This is a genomic window from Faecalicatena faecalis (genome assembly GCF_012524165.2).
GTDB lineage: Bacteria > Bacillota > Clostridia > Lachnospirales > Lachnospiraceae > Faecalicatena_A > Faecalicatena_A faecalis.
Window position 1 is genome coordinate 191,840 of sequence record NZ_JABACJ020000003.1, and the last position, 19,006, is coordinate 210,845.

Below are 19,006 nucleotides of genomic sequence, written 5' to 3' on the forward strand. Positions count from 1 at the left end.
ATATTACTGCTTCTCTTTTGTGCCGACCAGGCAGTGGATTCCTCTGCTGTTAAAATAGTCTGCCAGCTCCTCCACATGTTTCTGAAAGGACTTCCTGTTGATCTTGACATGTTCCATCTTATATGGGATGCCCAGGGATTGGTACTTTTCCTCTCCCAGACGCATAAAGCTCAAAAGCTGCAGTGTCCTGACATTTCCTTTCAGCTCTCTGATAATAAAATCAGCCGCTGCTTCTATATTCTCTCTGTCATCATTGACTCCTGGAATCACCGGAATCCGCAGGATCAGCTCTCTATGCCCGTCAGCCAGTCTTTTTAGGTTATCCAAAATCCGTTCATTCGTTACCCCTGTATATTTCCTGTGGACCTCGGAACTCATATGTTTCAAATCCGAGATCACGATATCCGTATACGGAAGGACCTTTTCTGCTTCCTCCCATTCTGTGCAGAATGTGGACTCAAGGCACGTCTGGATTCCTTCGTCTTTGCACCTGCTAAAAAGCTCTGCCACAAAATCGCTCTGAAGCAGGGGCTCCCCGCCTGACACAGTGACCCCTCCGCCAGAGCGTTCATAGTATCCGAGATCTTTTTTAATCTCCTTCATACACTCATCGACAGACATCCATTTCCCCCATTGCTTGATTGCATCCGACGGACAGGCCTGATAACAGGCAAGGCAATTCGTACATTTACTGCGGTCAATGGAAGTAAGCTTTCCTCTGACGAATTGCAGAACATCCTCCTTTGGACATTCCTCCTTACACATCCCACATTTTTTCTGGGATATGCACTTCGTTTTATATACCCCCGGCTGTACAGAGGATGTCCAGCTTTCCGGGTTACTGCACCATTCACACCGCAGCGGGCATCCCTTTAAAAATAATTCTGTGCGCATTCCCGGTCCGTCATGAATGGTAAACCGCTGAATATTAAATACATTTCCCTGCTGTGCCATTTTATGTTTCTCTCCTCCATTGCCATATAAGAAATCCCATACCAGAAGAAAAGTATGGGATTTGCATTACATCAGTATTCACAGATTTCGATACCCAGCATATGTCCCAAAATCTCAAGTTCAGCCTTTACATCTCCGTAGATCACGGCAAAGTGCGGCTCCCATCCATCGAGGACACTCTGATTCACAACATCGATCGATGCATTCTTTGTTTTTACAACAACAGACGTTCCGATAAACTGTTTCGGTTTGTCCAGAGCCTCCCCTGATGACAGGAAGAAACGGAAGCTTCCGTCTGCCTTTCTTCCCACACGGAAGATGGTGACTTTTTCACATGGCTTACATCCAAAATCCATAGCAGGTCCGATCTTGCGGTTCGGATGAACGCCGATCTGTGCGCCTTCTGCCGGATGAGCCAAGGAGCAGGCTGCTGTTCCACAGTGCCAATATGTAATCGTGTTCTCCTCCTCATCCAAGGATACTGGATCACCGAAGAAGACCGCATTCCCTGTCAGGTTCATTCCCATATACATGGATAATGCACCATATGCATCCGCCTCACAGCTTGCCGCAACCCCCAGGTCATTGAGCATTGCCAGCACTGCACAGACCGGAGTACCAAACGCAGTAAAGAAATCAGGCCAGCAGCGGGAAGAAAGTGCTCCTATATTGTTGTTCACGACATAGTCCTTATACGCCTTACAAAGCCTTGCAAAATCTTTCAGATTTTGATCCGGCGTCTTTTCCAGACCAACTGTACAACCCTTCATTTCTTTTAAGTATTCTTCACAGTCCTCGTCTGTGTATGCCTTGGCCTGGTCGATCAATTCTCTTGCTTCGATTGAATCCAATGTTACACCAAATGTGTTCAGCATATCAATGTCCAGTGCACGTCCGAAACCGAAGCCCTGCGGTGTGTGTCCGACCGAAGCCATTTTTAGCTGTGTCAGATCCTGCTTTAACTTGGCTGCCTTTATTGCTGCCTGAAGCTTTGCCTTCACCTTTTCCTCATCTGGACCACCGAATATATATTCAAAGTTACCATCCCGAAAAGACATCAGTGCATTTGCTGCTGAATATGCCCCTGTCAGAGAATTGAGGCGAAGCCGGCCGCCGTCGATCACTGGTTCACGCAGTGTCCAGAGTAATACCGGGCAGGAAAATCTCTTCAGAACCTCACTTGCATAAGCTGAGTTCGCAAAAGTAATATTCTGCAGGATGACCAGTCCCGGATCGATCATATCCAGAAAACTGCATAAATCATCGATGCTCAGAAGCATTTTATCCGGGTATACACCATCCTCTGTAATAGATGATATTGTTTTTATAGATTTTTCAAATTCCACCTGGGCACTCTCTAAATGAAACGTAGGTACCCCGACTGGAATATACGCAACTTGAAATTTTGACATAATAAATTCCACCTTCTTTTCCTATAAAGTTACTCATTTTCCTCTGTCAGACTTTCTGATATCTCTGTGAAAATCACGCCCAATGCATAAGCCCCTGCATCTGGATATCCCAGGCTCCTGTCACCGACTGTTCCTGCACGTCCCATTCTGGCAACAATATCTTCTGTCGCCTTTGCGCCCGCAGCAGCAGCCTGAGCTCCAAGAGCAAAAAGCTCTTTTACCCCCGCAGCTTTTCCAGCGTTTTCTGACCAGGCATCTGCACAAGGAACAAGTGCATCGATCAAGGTCTTATCGCCGACTACTGCACCGCGTCCAAAGGAACGTTCCCCAGTGCTCTGAATTCCCGCTGCCGCAGCCTGAAGCATTGCTGCAAATTCCTCTGTAGTCAGCTCTGTTTTGCTGCCTGCACTTCTGCCCGCTACGCGGAAAGCAGAACCCCAGATCGGACCGGAAGCCCCTCCACAGTATTCCATGATTACCATAGAGCAGGCATCTAAGAAGTTGCCGATGGTATCCTTTGAATGTTCAAGAATCTCCGGCCATTCGCGTTTTAGCTGTTTGAAGCCTTTTGCCACACTCATGCCGAAATCCCCATCCCCTGCATGAGAGTCCAGCTCACAGAATGGGACCTCGTTGCGGATAATGCAGTCACTCATTTTATCCACGATATAGACGAGATTGTCCAGACTGATTTTCTGATTTCGAATCACTGCACAGGATTCCTCTGTATCCATTCCATAATGTACCTCGCGGTTCTCCTGACTCTTGGCTTTCATGTTCACGTAAGGAACACTTTCCACGGGTCCAGACACCTTAAATGCCGGAGCATCACTTTCGCTGTCCAGTAATTCTTTCAGTTCATCGTTCATCTTCATAATAGATACGGACGCGCCCAGCATATCAATGCTTGTCATGTAATTTCCAACAAATGTCCGGTAGATTTTCACATTCTTCTCTGCCAATACGCGGGAAACGGAGTTATTTAACAGATACAGCTCCATGAGTGGAGTACTTCCAAATCCATTGACGAGCAGTGTGACCTCGTCCCCATCCGTCAGCTTTAATTCCTCTGTAAGTGCATTTGTCATTCTTTCTGCCAGCTCATCTGCACTGACGATCTCTTCTCTTTTGATTCCCGGCTCGCCGTGGATTCCTACTCCATATTCCAGCTCTGTCTCATCGATCTCGAAGGTCGGTGTTCCTTTTGCCGGCACTGTACAGGAGCTGAAGGCAAATCCAATGCTTCTTACATTGGCGATGGCACTCTCAGCTGCTGCCTTCACTTCTGCCAGGCTCTTTCCAGCCTCTGCTGCAGCACCTGCGATCTTATGCACAAGAACAGTTCCAGCCACCCCGCGGCGTCCTACCGTGTACAAGCTGTCCTGTACCGCAATATCATCATCCACCTTCACATAATCAACAGCAATGCCATCCTCGGATGCCAAGTATGCAGCATTCTTAAAATTCATCATGTCACCGCTGTAATTCTTAATGATCAAAAGGGTTCCCTTGTCACTTGCAGTCTCCTTAATTGCCTGATATACCTGAATCTGTGACGGTGAGGCGAACACATCTCCGCACACCGCTGCATCCAGCATTCCTTTTCCAACAAATCCTGCATGCGCAGGTTCATGGCCGCTTCCGCCTCCACTGATCAAGCTGACCTTATTCGGATTGATGTCTCTCTTTTTAATGATCTTATATTTCTCAACAAATTCCACTTCCGGATGTGCCATTGCGATTCCGCTGCACATTTCAATCACAACAGTTTCCGGTTTATTTATAATCTTTTTCATAAAGAACTCCTATCTCCCCTGCTTAAAAACTCCCGGCTTTATAGCTTTTCCCGATTGCATCTGCGGTCAGGATTGCTGCAGCGACTGATTCGACTGTTACCGGGAATGGCATCGCATAGATAGACTCTTCTGGAATACATGCCTTCGCAGCGACCTCCATAAGCTCCTCCTGGCTGATCTGGTCCACACCGATATCCTCCAGGCAGATTGGAAGGCCGACTGCAGTACAGAAGTCAAGAACTTCCCGAATCTCTTCTTCAGGTGCGTTTTCCAGCGCGAGCTGTGCAAGTGTTCCAAATGCCACCTTCTCACCATGGAAATATTTATGAGTTCCTTCCAGAATCGTCAGGCCGTCGTGAATCGCATGTGCTGCTGCCAATCCGCCGCTCTCAAATCCGATTCCAGATAACAGAATGTTCGTCTCGATGATATTTTCCAGGGCAGGAGTCACCATGTTGGCGTCTGAAGCGATCTTTGCTTTGATCCCATCTGTCATCAAGGTCTGATAGCATAATTCTGCAAGTGCGAACGCTGCATTTGTGCCTCTGGCCTCACCGCATACACCTTCTCTGTAACCACATGGAAGTCCCGCATTTACCTTTGTGTAAGACTGCACATTTGCACGGGCCTCAAAATAGGTAGAAAGTGCGTCCCCCATTCCAGAAACAAGGAATCTTGTCGGTGCATTTGCAATGACTGTCGTATCAATCAGTATGACACTTGGGCTTTGCTTGAAGTATGCATAATCATCAAATGCTCCCTCTGGTGTGTAAAGAACTGCTGAATGACTTGTCGGTGCATCTGTCGCAGCAATTGTCGGAACGATGATCAGTGCATCTCCCTCGGCAACACATTTTGCGGTATCGATGGCTTTTCCGCCGCCAAGGCCGATCGTACAATTACAATTTTTCTCCTTTGCAAGCTCCTGCAGTCTTAAGACCTCCTGTCTGGAGCATTCGCCATGAAATCCGCTTTCTACAAATGTCACGCCGAACTTTTCGGCAGTCGCATCCAATTTTGCTTTCACGCGATTCACATCATCTGGGTGTGCGATTAAAAGAGCGGATGTTCCGAATGTCTTTATAAAATATCCTAAATTTAAAATTTCATCTTCGCCCTGAACATACTTTGTAGGGCATATATATGCTTTTCTCATAATTTAAAACTCTCCTTATTTTACCAACAGCGAGATTCCTGAAATAAACAGAAGTACGTATGTAAGCTTCATAAAAAGCATCTGGCTCATACTTTTATAAAGTCTGGCGCCAATTGCCATTCCTACGATCAAAAATGGGAGTGCGATCAACGTAAGCTTGATAAGCTCTGCATTCCAGAATCCGGCATGTATATCATCAAATAAAATGATGGTGTTCAAAATAATCCATATCGTAGATATCGTAGCTCTGAAACTCACCTTGTCCTTGATCACTTTGGATAAATATCCAATCAGCAGCGGGCCTCCGGACACGAACATTCCATGTACGATTCCCGCTCCCACCAGAAGGGAATATGACTGGATCGTTCCTTTTTTCCCCATGCCCGGTACATTTTCTGGTGTCTCCATTTTCGGCTTTATCTGTCTGTAGTAGCCCTGGACCGCCAGGACAATCACAAATATGCCGAGGCACTTATATAAAAGGCTCTCCTTTCCCACGAACAGCGATTTGAGGAAGATTCCTGCGGCAATTCCTAATATCATGACTGCCGCTACTTTCCGCAGTTCCTTCCAGTTCACATGCTTTCCATGGGTCATAAAGACATATACCCCCGAAAATATAGCAAGTACATTTAAAATCGGCTTTGCCACGCTGTACCCGACAAGCATAATACTGGGCGGCATTGCGAGAATCGTTCCCGCAAAGCCTGTAATGCCCTGTATGATATTGGTCAGTAGAATTACGATAAAAAATACTGCATATGTCATCTTGTCACTCCATATTTCTCCCTTATGCTCTCAAACAGTTCTGCATAGGCAGAATCTTTTCTATAAAATGCAGGTGTATATCCGATCGGTGCATCTACTGTGATGTCTCCGCCTGCATATTCCTTTCCCGTCCACAGATGAATCCATTGATCTTCTGGAAGATATACCTGCCACTCGCTCTGTTCTGACAGATAGACCGGAGCGACCAGCATATCGCGTCCAAACAGATACTCATACTGAATATCATATGTCTTTGCATCCTCTTCATAGTGAAGGAACAGAGGTCTTTGCACTGGCACACCTGTCTGTGAATTCTCTTTTACCAGTTCCTTTGTATATGGCTTTAACATCGTATAGATATCAACTAATCTTGCCATCTGGTCCATGGTGTCCTCATCCTCATAATACTGGAAATTCGTATCAGGACGGTTTCCTTCATGAGTCCTCATTACCGGAGTGAACATTGCCATCTCCATCCAGCGCAGGAACAACTCTTTCGTCCTTGTATTGCCGAATAAGGATGTATATCCTCCAATGTCACTGTGCGTTAAACCGCAGCCTGTCATTCCGGCACTCAATGCTCCACAGATGACAGATGCAAGTCCGTCGTGAATCGTAAAGTCAACGGATTGGTCTCCTGCCCATAGAAGTGTACAATACTTCTGTGTGCCGATTCCGCCGGCTCTCATAAAATACAATACCTCGCCCAGCTTGTTGCTTTCGCAGACCGCATCATAGTTGCACTTTGCCCACAGCGCCGGCCAATGGTTATGCTCGATCATCGGAGATTCGCCATTATACAGACAGATATCATCCGTCGGCAGATATTCGCCGAAATCAGCCATCCAGCCGTCAATTCCAATGTCCAGCGTATACTTCTTAATGACTTCCTTGAACCACTCATATGCTTCTGGATTGGTAAGGTCCACGACACCACAGTAAAATTCTCCGAAATCCACCAGATAGTCGCTGCCGTCTGCCTTTGTTGCAAAATAACCTTTTTCTTTCCCTTCCTGGTAGAGAACTCCGTCATTCACTAAGTAGGGGTTCACATATCCAAGGAAACGGATTCCCCTTTCATGGATTTCTTGAATCTTATCTGGCAGATCAGGATACATTTCCTTGTTATATTTCCAGTCCCACTGAAGACGCTTTCCAAATGAGGTCACTCTTTTTCCGCACCAATCCTGGCACCAGATTCCAGAGACCTTAATGTTTTTATCCAATGTCTGGTCAAGCAGTCCAAAAGACCGTTCGTTTCCGCCCTGCACCCCGATAATCAGGCCATTGTATACCCAGTCCGGCAGCTCTGGCTGTCTTCCGAAAAAGGCGGAAAGCTTCTCTAACAGTTCTACAAATGTAGGCGCTGCCTCGATACGAATCTGTTTTGGGACTTCCCATACCTGAAGCTCATGGAAGGTCTCATTTTTAAAATTGAAGTCTGCATAAGCAGTGGATTCCATATGTAAATAATAATGCTTGGTAGAAACATAGGTCGGCTGTGGATAGTTTGTATTGTAATAGTCGCCGCCTGCTTTGTTCTCCACATCGGAACGCCATGTCACATATGTTGTCTTATCTCTTCCTACACCAGGTTCAGAAGTCCAAAGTGGGAAATTCCGTCCCCGAAGGTTAAAGTAGGACATCTGCTCACCGCAGCCATAACATTTTTCCTCTGCATCTGCAGCCACCCGGAACCAGAAACGGTTGATTGTGTCATCCTTCTTCTGGAAATCCAATGTACACAGAGAGTCCTCTGTCTTTACTGCCGCCTCGATCATCCCTTCGAAGTCAAGGAGATACATGCCGTCCTTTTCCTCTACCTTGGTCAGCTTTAATGGTCTTCTTTCCACTACATAATCGGAAATATTGTAATTTCCTCTGTACATATCTACATTTTCCTGACCATGCCCAACATAGATCATTGGATTTTCTTCCGTATGATCTAAGATTGTCTGACCATTCCAAACAAGTTCAAAACGATTATTTCCCACTGTAACCTTCATACTTCTGACCTCCTCTAGGCTCTTTTTTTCTTTTCTTTCAGTATCAGAACAACAGTTTCAATCACAAGCGCTGCTGTCACGCCAATAATCAGTACATAATTCTTGTCATGTGTTGCAAGTCCTGCAGGTGAGAACATGAAATATTCATATACCAGGAAGGACACCAGCCAGATTGCAAAGGAGCTTCTGTGCTTCCATGGAGTCATATCGTAGTTGTCACTGCGTGTCATAGAATTATCAAATACTCTTTCGTTCGGTGCAATCTTACTGCATACAAAGATGATTACAAGCATCACGATAAAGGAAATTGCGTAAATGTGCATGTAGTTGATTCCGCAGATTGCATTGGTAATCGGTGTATCGATCATCTTGAACCAGAACTTATATCCTGAATACAGGAAGATATGGAATATAGTTGCACAAACTGCTCCGAGGGAAGAACCTCTTTTTGAGAACATTCCGACAAGCACCAATGTGATGATCGGAATATTGTAAAATCCGGTAAAGCTTCGTCCAAAATCATACAGTCCTGAGCTCAATACGTCCAGGAATGGAGTAAATACGATTGCGAACACAGCGAATCCCCATCCAACCTTCTTAGCAAGCGCTACTGTTTTCTCTTCTGACAGGTCCGGTCTGAAAATTGGTTTGTAAATATCCATCATAAATACTGTACTTGCAGCATTCAAAAATGAATTGTATGTAGAAATGATGGAACCGAACAGGGCAGCACAGAATAGACCAACAATCGGCCATGGGAGTGATCTTGCCACCAAGGTCGGATATGCGAAATCATTGCTCTCTAATCCAGGAACAAGTCTTGCTGCGATGACTCCCGGCATTACCAGAAGGAAAGGAACCATCATCTTGAGCAGACCAGAAATCAGAACACCCTTCTGACCCTCTTTCAGGTTTTTCGCACCCAATGCTCTCTGGATCAGCACCTGGTTCGTGCCCCAGTAAAAAAGGTTCGCAAGCAGCATACCAGTGAAGATACATGCAAATGGTACTGGATCTGTCTTTCCTCCGATTGCATTTAATTTTTCAGGAGCATTATTCAGGATATCCGCAACACCTGTTGTAAATCCGCCTCCATTCGCTTTTCCAAGCGCGATGAAACCGAAGATAACTACAAGGCCGGAACCTACTACCAGAAGAACACCATTGATGGTATCTGATACAGCGACTGCCTTCATACCGCCAACGACTGCATAAAGCGCACCGATAATACCTACCAATACAATCAGGATCGTAAGTGCTGTACCGGAGCTGATTCCAAAAATACTTCCCAGGTCAAAGATCTGGTTAAATGCAATTGCACCTGCATACAGACACACTGGAATACCAACTAAAAGGTAACCGATCAAGAATAAGACAGATACCATTCTGCGGATCGGAGTTCCATAACGCTCTTCCATGAATTCCGGAAGTGTGGTATACCCTTTTTTCAGATACAATGGCAAAAATACGAATGCCATTACAATTGTTGCAATTACAGCAGTAGCTTCCCAAGCCATACCGGACATATTTGCCCCATAAGACTGACCGGAAAGGCCGACAAGGTTTTCTGCTGAAAGGTTTGTCAGAAGCATAGAACCGGCAATAAAGGTTCCTCCCAGTCCATTTCCTGCAAGGAAATATCCTTTTGAAGTTTTCTGGTTATCACTGCCCGAAACGATTTTCCCGGAAATCACTCCGACCAGTGCCGTAAATAGTATAAAAGTGACCAGTGTAAATCCTAAATGTTCCACTGTTTTTCCTCCCTGTTCTTTCTATTTTTGTGCATACTCACAATTTCGCTCTTCGTTTTTTTATGTTAAAATAAATCTTGAAATAACTATATTTCATAGCAGCCATAGTAGGAAAAGGTATATCTTATTGAACCAGTAATGGTCAATAAGTATAAAATATGTCCAGTATTTTCTTTTCCTTCTTATGGCTCTATTTTTTTAATAAAGCAGTTCTTTATTTTCTCCAAGAAATCCCGGATGTGCCCCCTGCTTGATCAAAGGCTCTCTCTTAGGATGCGCCAACACCCACTTATTCGTCTGAAGCAGCAGTACATTCTCTGGCTCCAAAATGTCCTTTGCATCTTTAAGCGGTGTATTTGTCCCCTGAGGCAGCACCACGATATCCTTGAAGCCCTCATCCGTTACCCGGCAGGGTGAAAGATGAAGCGTCGTCTGATACATCTCGATCGCTGTTCCCTTTTCGACAAAGAATACCTCAGCCTGATCGGCGCAGTACGTATTGTCTTTGATGTCCCAGGTATGTCCGAGCACCAGCATAAAATCCGTGACAGCGACATTGATTTCGCTTCCTTTGTGATACTCGAATCCGTTATATGTAGTATTTCTTCCGTTACAATACCCAATCTGTACCGGCATCGCGCCATATAAGTTTTTCTGTATCATCTCACATGCTCTGGTCTGTTCCATTTCCCCGACCGATGCAACATAAACATTTCCCTGATCTGGGATTTCGGTCTTCTGTTCCATGTATTCTATCAATTCAGAAAAATCATATCCTGTAACAATCCGTCCATAGCTTGCAAATGCGCTGTCTGTTACATTTCGAATGGGCATTTTGTTTTTACTGCTTAACTTCTCTACCATCGCTTTTCTCCCATTGTCTTACTGCCTGTTATGATTGACGTACTGCCTTAATCGTAGCACAGAAGTCTTCCTTACCATAGCCCAGCTCCATCGCTTTGTCATAGACCTGTTTGGCTGCCGCCTCGCCTGGCATATTTAATCCACATTCTGCTGCCATATTCATGCAGATATTCACATCCTTGTACATATTTTCAACAGAGAATGCAGTTGTGTAGTCTTCCTTCTTAATCACAGCCGCCTTGCTGTCAAGATAGAAATTCTGTCCGCCGCCATAAGATACCGCAGTTGTGAACTGATCCACATCGATTCCGTTCTTACCTGCAAGAGTCAGGGTCTCATTCACACCATTTTGAATCTGGGAAACCAATGCATTATGACAGATCTTCATGACAAGCCCTTTTCCATTATCTCCCATTCTGATGATATTTTCACCCATATATGCTAAAATCGGTTTTACTTTTTCATATGCCTCTTCGTCGCCACCCACATAGATTCCCAATTTTCCTGCGATTGCTGCTGGTTTGGATTTCACAACAGGTGCATCTACGAACTGAGCGCCTGTGGCTTTCACCATTTCTGCAATCTCTACAGATACGCTCGGGTCGATCGTGCTCATGTCAATGCAGGTCTTTGAACTGTCCATAGCCGGAAGAACTTCCTTATAAACTGCCATAGAATGCTCTGATTTCGGAACCATGGATACGATTACATCCGCATTCTGGGCAACCTCCAGTGAGCTGTTACATGCCTTTGCGCCTTTTGACTCAAGCAGCTCTACCTTTTCTTTTACAAAATCAAATACATATACGGTATCATCATGTTTTTTTACAATGTTCTCACACATAGACTCGCCCATAATGCCAAGTCCGATAAATCCGATTTTCATACTGACCTCCTGTGCCGGTTCCGGCTTTCTATTCTTAATTACTTGCTTTTGAAACTACTCTGTTACTGTATTATCCCATGCATTGCGGAAGGTATCTAATCCCTGATTTGTGTATGCATGTTTGATGCTGTCCTGATATACTGCAAGACTTGTTGTTACGATATCTGCTCCTGCGACTGCACAGTCTACGATCTGCTTCGGTGTACGCAGTGCTGCACAGATAATCTCTGTCTTTCCATAGAAGCCGTAATTTTTGTAAATGTCTACGATATTCTGGATATAAGCTTTGCAGTCTTCTCCGTTTGCTTCCTTCCAACCGAGGAATGGGGATACGAACAGAGAATTGTTTTTCCCTGGCCAGATTGCCTGTGCTGGGGAGAATACCAATGTGACATTCGTGCGGATGCCCTCCTCTTCTAATCTTCTTGCTGCTTCCACGCCAGATTGTGTACAAGGAATCTTAATTACAAAGTTCGGGCTGATCGCTGCAATTTTCTTTCCTTCTGCGACCATCTCGTCTGCATCATCCAAATGTGGATTGATCTCCACGGAGATCGGGAACTTCTCATATCCTTCAATTCCCTCTTCCTTTACCCACTCTGCAAGTTCATGAATAACTGTCAGAAATGGTTTTCCACTCACCATAATATGACGCGGATTTGTTGTCACTCCATCAATCCCAAATGTGTGATATGCCTCTTTGATCTCATCCAATTTTGCGCTGTCCAGAAAATACTTCATTTTTCTTCCTCCTATTTTAGTTGATTAAAATTATTAATTAACTATTCTAAATTTTTAAGGGCCTTATTTCCCGCCCTTGTTTAAGCAAAGTATATCGTTATTTCCAATTCCTGTCAACTATTTCACAAGACAAATTTTCTTTTCAGCATTTTTAATTAATTTTGTTAATCATTTTTGTTTAAGTTGCATAATTACGCTTTTACTCTCCATTTTCTCCCCTAGAACAAGGACACCAAAGCCTCCAGCGCCTGTGTCATGAACTTCTTCTTATGATAGATTAATGTAAAATTCCGAATGAAAGCTTCCGGGTGCACTGGCAGTATCACAACGCTCCCTCTTTTCACTTCCTCCTCAATGAGTTTCCCTGACAGAACCGTAATCCCCGGATTCACCTCGACCGCCCGGATCAAAGACTGATTGCTGACACTTTCCCACTGAATATTGGCCTTTTGCTGGTGGGCCTTTAGAAGGCCGTCCGTAATCTCTCTGCTTGCACTGCCCGGCTCCCGCATGAAGAATGGATATCCACAGATGTCCTCCAAAGTCAGAGAATCCTCTTCTGCCAATGGATGATGGCTCCCGCATACAAAATAAAGCTCATCCTGCATGAACGGAACTGCTTTCAATTGCTCATGCTGAACCTTATCTTCCACCAAACCAAGGTCCAGCTCATTCTTTAGAACTGCCTGTACAATGTTCTGGGAATTCTGAATCTTCACCTTCACCTCACAGGCCGGATATTTCTTATGAAACTCTGCAATTGTCTGAGGTACGATATAACTGCCGATCGTAATACTGGAACCAATGGAAATCTTAAGCGGCATGTCGGGAGAAATCATGCTGTTCTCCATCTCATCGAATAAATCAATGATATGAGATGCATAGTCGTAAAATCCCTCCCCTTTTTCCGTCACAAAAATCCGCCTGTTGATTCGGTCGAACAGACGGATATGATAGAATTCCTCCAATTCTTTGATTGCCAAACTTACACTTGGCTGTGCGAGATGCAGTTTTTTGGAGGCTTTGGTGATACTCATCTCCTGATAGACTGCCAGAAAAATCCGCAGATGTCTTAACGTCATTTGTCTTCTCCTTCTCAGTGAAAATGTGCTCTATAATATGCATTAATATGTACATAGCATAGAAAGCAAATACCTTTTGGACCCAAATTCATAATATATTCATTATATATAACCATATAATAATACTATTTGCCTTATAATTCAATCAGGAATATACTGTAACTAATTGGAGGGATTATCATGAGAGAATTAAATCCGAATAATAAAAAACATGTTCTGTTCACCTTATTCTTTGCAACCTTATATCTGAGTACATTCACATTCGGCGGCGGTTATGTCATCGTCACTTTACTGAAAGACAAATTTGTGGACCATTACCACTGGATCGATGAAGAAGAAATGCTCGATCTTGTGGCAATTGCCCAGTCTTCCCCAGGTGCGATCGCAGTAAACGGCGCGATCGTCGTTGGTTACAAGCTATGCGGTATTCCGGGTGTGTTTGTCTCGGTACTGGGAGCAATCTTACCACCAATGGTCATTTTATCAGTGATTTCCTTATTTTATCAGGCATTCAGCACCAATCCATATATCTCCGCCGTATTAAGCGGCATGAGCGCAGGCGTCGGTGCCGTCATAGCCTCTGTTGTCTGGGATATGGGAAGTGGCGTTGTGAAAACACATGACTGGATCAATATGGTCATTATGGTCATCAGTTTTTGTATCAGCTATTTTCTGAATGTCAATGTTGTGATCATTATTATTACAGTTGCCGTGTTTGGACTGATCCGCACATTAGGCAATGAAAAAGGATGGTGGAAAAAATGATCTATCTAAAGTTATTTATCAGTTTCTTACAGATTGGATGTTTTAGCTTCGGCGGCGGATATGCTGCCATGCCGCTGATCCAGGAGCAGGTCGTCACACTGAACCACTGGCTGACTCTGGATGCGTTTACCGACCTCGTCACCATTTCACAGATGACTCCCGGACCGATTGCCGTCAATGCGGCCACCTTCGTAGGCACGCAGATTGCAGGCACACCAGGAGCAATTGTGGCAACACTTGGATGTATCCTGCCTTCTTGCATTTTCGTGACTATGCTGGCCTTCATCTATACGAAGTATAGGAACCTCTCCCTGCTCCAGGGTACGCTCTCGGCGCTCCGCCCGGCAGTAGTGGCATTGATTGCCAATGCAGGCGTTACGATCCTGGTGTCAGCTTTCTTTAGAAACAATGCGGTTTCTTTTGTCAGTGGAAATGTAGAAATCAGAATGATTGTGTATTTTATCGTTGCAATAGTTCTGCTTCGTAAGGTAAAATTAAATCCGATACTTGTGATGGTATTATGTGGTGGGTTTGAAGTAGGATATTATACACTAACCCATGTGATTCATATATAGGAGGTGGCGCCATGCCAGCAATCAGTGTTTTAATGAAGCCTTCCTCCAGTATGTGCAATATGTCATGTGACTATTGCTTCTACTGTGATGAAGCGCAAAAACGTACTCAGGAGTCTTTCGGATTCATGTCCGAGCAGACTTTGAAAAATATAATCCGTAAAACAATGCTCCGCGCGGAAGGAATGATCAGCTATGCCTATCAGGGCGGGGAGCCGACCTTAAGGGGACTGGATTTTTTCAGGAAAGCGGTTGGATATCAGAAACAGTATAATAAAAATCAGATTCAGGTACATAACGCCCTGCAGACGAATGGCTATGTGATTGATGAAGAATGGTGCAGATTTTTTAAAGAGAATCATTTTCTTATTGGACTCTCTGTAGATGGAACACAAGAAATCCATGACTCTCTGCGTCATACGAAAAATGGCGGTGATACTTATGAACGGATCAACGAAGCGGCAAAGCTTATGGATGAATATGGGGTGGATTACAATATCCTGACCGTTGTCACCCCGGCAATTGCGGATCACATCACCGCCATATACCGCAGCTATCAGAAGCGGGGCTGGAATTACCAGCAGTATATTGCCTGTCTTGATCCTCTCGATGAAGGGCATGGAAGGACACCTTATTCCCTTTCGCCGGAAAAATACGGACAGTTCCTGACTACATTATTTGACTTATGGTATGAAGATTTAAAACGTGGCTGTCAGCCTTATATCCGTCAGTTTGAAAATTATGTCGGACTGGCTGCGGGCTATATGGCAGAATCCTGCGACCAGAGGGGGACCTGCGGAATCCAGAATGTAGTGGAAGCAGACGGAAGTGTCTATCCCTGCGATTTTTATATGCTGGATGACTACTGTCTCGGGAACTTTAACGAGCATAAAATGGACCATATTAATGAGCGGCGTAAAGAAATTGGATTTGTAGAGCGTTCTATGAAATTAGATGCAAAATGCAAAGACTGTAAATATTACCGGCTCTGTCGAGGCGGGTGCCAGAGAAACCGAGATTTTAATCAGAATACAGGTCTGTATGAAAACTATTTCTGTGAAGGGTACCGGATGTTCTTTGATAAGTGCTATGAGAGAATTATGGAAATTGGCGGGAAAATCCGCTAATTTCCAAATTCGTCACTTTGCCTAATTGCTCTTCTGATAATCACATGATATACTCAGTTCAGAAACATCGTAAGGCAGTCGCCTTTCATTTTTCTAGTCGGCATTTCGCCGATTGTTTCCAATAACTAACATTTTTTTACGCAGAAAGTAACGAAATATACGACCATTAGGGAATTCTTCTCTTTTACATATTGATTTTTCATGATATGATAATAGCAAATCAGAATCACTCCTTTTCATCATGTGTTTTTCCCCTTTAGCCCCTTTAAAAGCTTCTTTACACAGGTGCTTTGAGGGATGGGGATATCGTTTTTCTGCACAGGAAAGGAGATTTATGACAAAAGACAACTTTATTATGTTACCCACTGTAGACTTCTGCTTTAAAGAGCTCATGCAGAATGCAAAGGTCAGGAAAGGATTTATTGCTGCGCTGCTTAAGGTCCACCCCGAAGATATTCGTGAGACGGCTCTTCTGCCAACGCTGCTTCCTAAAGAATCTGCGGATGACAAACTAGGGATTATGGATGTCCGGATTCTGCTTATGGATGGCACGCAGATGAATCTGGAAATGCAGGTGAAATATTTTGAATACTGGGACGAACGGGTATTGTTCTACTTAAGCAAAATGTTTGCCAGCCAGATTAAAAAGGGCGAATCCTATGACAAATTGCAGAAATGTATCCATGTAAGTATCCTGGATTTTATCCATTTTCCGGATGATGATGAATGTTACCGATGCATACATCTCTGCGATGATAAGACCCACCGTATCTATTCCGATAAAATGGAACTTCAGATCTTAGAGTTAAAGAAGCTCCCGCCGGAAGTTAAGACTGGCGAAGATATCATTGCATGGATGAAGTTCTTCAGCGGGAAAAAAAGAGAGGAGTTTGAGCGTATGGCAAAGACAAACGAATATCTCGATGAGGCATATCAGACCCTGTTGAATCTGAGTGCTGATGAACAGAAAAGGCTTGAGTATGAAGCCCGTGAGAAGGCTTTGAAAGATTATAATACACAGATCAGCAGCGCTGAAAAAAGAGGCCGCAAGGCTGGGGAAGAGATTGGACAAAAAATCGGTCTAAAAATGGGTGAACAGATGGGGGAGCAGCGTGCCCGCCAGGTCTTTAAACTTTATATGCAGGGAAAAAAACCGGAAGAAATAGCTGCGTTATGTAACCTTACGATAGATAAGGTAAATGAAATCCTTAAATAGTTTTAAATTCTAATTATAAAACGGACAGATACTTAAAAAGCCTCTTAAGCTTTCCACGATCTGTCCGTTTTATCTGCTTCATTCTACCTGCTGTACCTTATTCCGTCCGGCTTGCCAATGCTGCAAAATACCACAGCATATCTTTCAGTCCATCCGGCGCGATCTCGCTCATCCATGCTCCGACAGAGGATCTCGTGATTACATTTTCTTCTGCCTTCTGGACAAGAAGCTCCTGTGCCTTTACAGCCCCCTCGCCAAGGAATCGTTTCACCACATGGTACATATTCACTGCTCCGCGTTCCCACTCCAGATTTTTTAATCCCTCGGGAATCCGGTCTTCTGTCTCAGCTTTTCTTGCTGCCAGAATGTGCTCTTCGGTCACCTCGCCTTGTTCCGGGAATCCAAATCTCGCATACCGCTCGACCGGACAATCATTCTCCCGCATCAGCTTGACCATTTCATTCGCCAGCTCAGTCTCCTTTCCAATATCCATCAACGGATGCTCCTGTTTCGGATCAGATTCCAGACAGAACAGCTTGGTGCCAAAATTGATTGCATCATTCATTCCCGCTTTTGCACTGATTTTCATCGTCCTGGTGCCCTTCGTAAATGAAAATGGCTCCTGCAGTCCGATATCCTGAAGCTCTGATACCGGGAAACGACTGTTCATGTGGGTCGGCATCAGCGTATATTCGTACAGTTCACTGCCATCGAGAGGAGCCTTCATGTATACCCAGTTTCCATCCGTCAGGTTGCAGTGTCCATCATGATAGCCAAATATCACATATTCCCGTACTTTCTTCCCTTCCCTGATGACCGGGAACAGGGATTTTCCCTGCATATCCTTTGGAATCTCCATGCCAAAGAAATCTAAAATCGTCACAGGCAGGTCTATGGTCTGCGTCAAAGCCTCTCTGCGCTCTCCCGCAGCCTTGCTCACCGGATCATAGATAAACAGAGGCGTATGGGAAATCTCCTCATAAACAGGCATGATCGACTTGCTCCACCAGTCATGCTCTCCCAAAAGGAAGCCATGGTCTGTATTCACGATCAGCATCGTATCTTCCCACAGACCATACTCATCCATCTTATCAAGAACCTTGCCAAGATAATGGTCGCACATCGTAATCAGTGATGCATACTCCAGCCTCATATGTCTGACAGAATCCTCACCCTCTGTCACAAAATAATACGGCGGCCAGTCTCCCATTTCTCCCTGATACTCATGTGCAAACTGCTCTTTATAAGCCTTCTGTGTGAAAAACGGCTCATGTGGGTCAAAGGTCTCAATCTGTAAGAACCAGTTATCTTTTTCATGATTCTTTTCTAAGAAATCAAGCCCAGCCCGAAAAGTCCTTGCCTGCGGCATTTTCTCTTCACTGTCGATGTACTCGCGGTTTGCTTTATCAAAATAATTGACCCTGCCGACCAGCTTTCTCTCAGCCGTTGCATCTATAAGCTCCGGACTGGTTTTCCACGGGTCCCCTTCCTGCCCTCTGTTCAGATCAAAGGAAGAATATCTGTGATGGTATGTCGCACCGCCATCCTCCCAGTAATGCTGATGGTCTGTTGTCAGATGTGTATAGATGCCGTTGTTCTTTAAGATTTCCGGCATGGAGTCATCGAACGGCTCCAAAGGTCCCCAGCTTCTGTGCTGGAAATTCAGCCTTCCTGTATGCAGTTCTCTTCTGGCCGGCATACATGGCATACTGCCGACATAATTACAGTCAAATGTTACCGCACGGTCGGCCAGCCGCTGAAAATTAGGTGTCGGAATCCAGTCACATCCGTAAGGCTCTAGCATTTTCCGATTCAGGGAATCGAACATTACCATAATCGCTTTCATTTTTCTCTATCTCCTATCCTATATCCGATAAATCATTGCGCTTCTTTATAAAAGGAAGAAAAGT

At 44.6% G+C, this 19,006-nt stretch carries 16 protein-coding genes; 4 read left to right on the forward strand and 12 right to left on the reverse strand.

Annotated features, from left to right (window positions below; translation table 11 throughout):
- Positions 1-3: 3 nt before the first annotated feature.
- The 11 genes from hpfH to HGO97_RS05300 all read right to left on the reverse strand — a co-directional run bounded on the left by hpfH (position 4) and on the right by HGO97_RS05300 (position 13,416).
- Positions 4-954 carry a (2S)-3-sulfopropanediol dehydratase activating enzyme gene (gene hpfH / locus HGO97_RS05250; protein WP_216240103.1) on the reverse strand — a complete coding sequence of 317 codons (951 nt, stop codon included), beginning with the start codon at positions 952-954 and terminating at the stop codon, positions 4-6.
- A 71-nt stretch (positions 955-1,025) separates the two neighbouring features.
- Positions 1,026-2,366, reverse strand: a complete 1,341-nt coding sequence (locus HGO97_RS05255) for a fucose isomerase (protein ID WP_216240105.1) — start codon at positions 2,364-2,366, stop codon at positions 1,026-1,028.
- A gap of 29 nt (positions 2,367-2,395) precedes the next feature.
- Entirely contained in the window at positions 2,396-4,162 is a 1,767-nt protein-coding gene (dhaK, locus tag HGO97_RS05260) for a dihydroxyacetone kinase subunit DhaK (RefSeq protein ID WP_216240108.1), read from the reverse strand.
- 22 nt (positions 4,163-4,184) lie between these two features.
- Positions 4,185-5,318 (reverse strand): glycerol dehydrogenase, encoded by a 1,134-nt coding sequence (locus HGO97_RS05265; protein ID WP_216240111.1) that lies wholly within the window; start codon positions 5,316-5,318, stop codon positions 4,185-4,187.
- Positions 5,319-5,333: 15 nt separating this feature from the next.
- Complete coding sequence (locus tag HGO97_RS05270) at positions 5,334-6,086, reverse strand: sulfite exporter TauE/SafE family protein (protein WP_216240114.1); 753 nt, start codon at positions 6,084-6,086, stop codon at positions 5,334-5,336.
- Positions 6,083-8,092: an alpha-glucosidase gene (locus tag HGO97_RS05275; protein ID WP_216240116.1), complete on the reverse strand. Its 2,010-nt coding sequence runs from the start codon at positions 8,090-8,092 to the stop codon at positions 6,083-6,085. The genes HGO97_RS05270 and HGO97_RS05275 overlap by 4 nt, the downstream gene beginning before the upstream one ends.
- A gap of 14 nt (positions 8,093-8,106) precedes the next feature.
- Positions 8,107-9,843 (reverse strand): solute:sodium symporter family transporter, encoded by a 1,737-nt coding sequence (locus tag HGO97_RS05280; protein WP_216240118.1) that lies wholly within the window; start codon positions 9,841-9,843, stop codon positions 8,107-8,109.
- Between the two features lie 198 nt (positions 9,844-10,041).
- Positions 10,042-10,707, reverse strand: a complete 666-nt coding sequence (locus HGO97_RS05285; RefSeq protein ID WP_216240120.1) for a DUF4867 family protein — start codon at positions 10,705-10,707, stop codon at positions 10,042-10,044.
- Between the two features lie 28 nt (positions 10,708-10,735).
- A complete protein-coding gene (locus HGO97_RS05290; RefSeq protein ID WP_216240122.1) occupies positions 10,736-11,593 on the reverse strand; it encodes an NAD(P)-dependent oxidoreductase in 858 nt (285 codons plus the stop codon).
- Positions 11,594-11,647: 54 nt separating this feature from the next.
- Entirely contained in the window at positions 11,648-12,334 is a 687-nt protein-coding gene (locus tag HGO97_RS05295) for a transaldolase family protein (RefSeq protein ID WP_216240123.1), read from the reverse strand.
- Between the two features lie 218 nt (positions 12,335-12,552).
- A complete protein-coding gene (locus tag HGO97_RS05300) occupies positions 12,553-13,416 on the reverse strand; it encodes a LysR family transcriptional regulator (protein WP_216240125.1) in 864 nt (287 codons plus the stop codon).
- Between the two features lie 180 nt (positions 13,417-13,596).
- On the opposite strand from HGO97_RS05300, the gene HGO97_RS05305 reads away from it, so the two are divergent.
- The 4 genes from HGO97_RS05305 to HGO97_RS05320 all read left to right on the forward strand — a co-directional run bounded on the left by HGO97_RS05305 (position 13,597) and on the right by HGO97_RS05320 (position 17,096).
- Positions 13,597-14,181 carry a chromate transporter gene (locus HGO97_RS05305; RefSeq protein WP_216240127.1) on the forward strand — a complete coding sequence of 195 codons (585 nt, stop codon included), beginning with the start codon at positions 13,597-13,599 and terminating at the stop codon, positions 14,179-14,181.
- Positions 14,178-14,756 carry a chromate transporter gene (locus HGO97_RS05310; protein ID WP_216240129.1) on the forward strand — a complete coding sequence of 193 codons (579 nt, stop codon included), beginning with the start codon at positions 14,178-14,180 and terminating at the stop codon, positions 14,754-14,756. Before HGO97_RS05305 ends, HGO97_RS05310 begins: the two co-directional genes overlap by 4 nt.
- A gap of 11 nt (positions 14,757-14,767) precedes the next feature.
- Positions 14,768-15,880 carry an anaerobic sulfatase maturase gene (locus HGO97_RS05315; RefSeq protein ID WP_216240131.1) on the forward strand — a complete coding sequence of 371 codons (1,113 nt, stop codon included), beginning with the start codon at positions 14,768-14,770 and terminating at the stop codon, positions 15,878-15,880.
- A 334-nt stretch (positions 15,881-16,214) separates the two neighbouring features.
- A complete protein-coding gene (locus tag HGO97_RS05320) occupies positions 16,215-17,096 on the forward strand; it encodes an Rpn family recombination-promoting nuclease/putative transposase (protein WP_216240133.1) in 882 nt (293 codons plus the stop codon).
- A gap of 97 nt (positions 17,097-17,193) precedes the next feature.
- On the opposite strand, the gene HGO97_RS05325 is transcribed toward HGO97_RS05320, so the two are convergent.
- Positions 17,194-18,942 carry a sulfatase gene (locus HGO97_RS05325; protein WP_216240134.1) on the reverse strand — a complete coding sequence of 583 codons (1,749 nt, stop codon included), beginning with the start codon at positions 18,940-18,942 and terminating at the stop codon, positions 17,194-17,196.
- Positions 18,943-19,006 lie beyond the last annotated feature (64 nt).

Coding starts and splice junctions, on each gene's coding strand:
- HGO97_RS05300 (WP_216240125.1), bottom strand. CDS start 13,416: ATGACGTTAAGACATCTGCGGATTTTTCTGGCAGTCTATCAGGAGATG.
- HGO97_RS05255 (WP_216240105.1), bottom strand. CDS start 2,366: ATGTCAAAATTTCAAGTTGCGTATATTCCAGTCGGGGTACCTACGTTT.
- dhaK (WP_216240108.1), bottom strand. CDS start 4,162: ATGAAAAAGATTATAAATAAACCGGAAACTGTTGTGATTGAAATGTGC.
- HGO97_RS05310 (WP_216240129.1), top strand. CDS start 14,178: ATGATCTATCTAAAGTTATTTATCAGTTTCTTACAGATTGGATGTTTT.
- hpfH (WP_216240103.1), bottom strand. CDS start 954: ATGGCACAGCAGGGAAATGTATTTAATATTCAGCGGTTTACCATTCAT.
- HGO97_RS05325 (WP_216240134.1), bottom strand. CDS start 18,942: ATGAAAGCGATTATGGTAATGTTCGATTCCCTGAATCGGAAAATGCTA.
- HGO97_RS05295 (WP_216240123.1), bottom strand. CDS start 12,334: ATGAAGTATTTTCTGGACAGCGCAAAATTGGATGAGATCAAAGAGGCA.
- HGO97_RS05305 (WP_216240127.1), top strand. CDS start 13,597: ATGAGAGAATTAAATCCGAATAATAAAAAACATGTTCTGTTCACCTTA.
- HGO97_RS05315 (WP_216240131.1), top strand. CDS start 14,768: ATGCCAGCAATCAGTGTTTTAATGAAGCCTTCCTCCAGTATGTGCAAT.
- HGO97_RS05265 (WP_216240111.1), bottom strand. CDS start 5,318: ATGAGAAAAGCATATATATGCCCTACAAAGTATGTTCAGGGCGAAGAT.
- HGO97_RS05270 (WP_216240114.1), bottom strand. CDS start 6,086: ATGACATATGCAGTATTTTTTATCGTAATTCTACTGACCAATATCATA.
- HGO97_RS05275 (WP_216240116.1), bottom strand. CDS start 8,092: ATGAAGGTTACAGTGGGAAATAATCGTTTTGAACTTGTTTGGAATGGT.
- HGO97_RS05290 (WP_216240122.1), bottom strand. CDS start 11,593: ATGAAAATCGGATTTATCGGACTTGGCATTATGGGCGAGTCTATGTGT.
- HGO97_RS05320 (WP_216240133.1), top strand. CDS start 16,215: ATGACAAAAGACAACTTTATTATGTTACCCACTGTAGACTTCTGCTTT.
- HGO97_RS05285 (WP_216240120.1), bottom strand. CDS start 10,707: ATGGTAGAGAAGTTAAGCAGTAAAAACAAAATGCCCATTCGAAATGTA.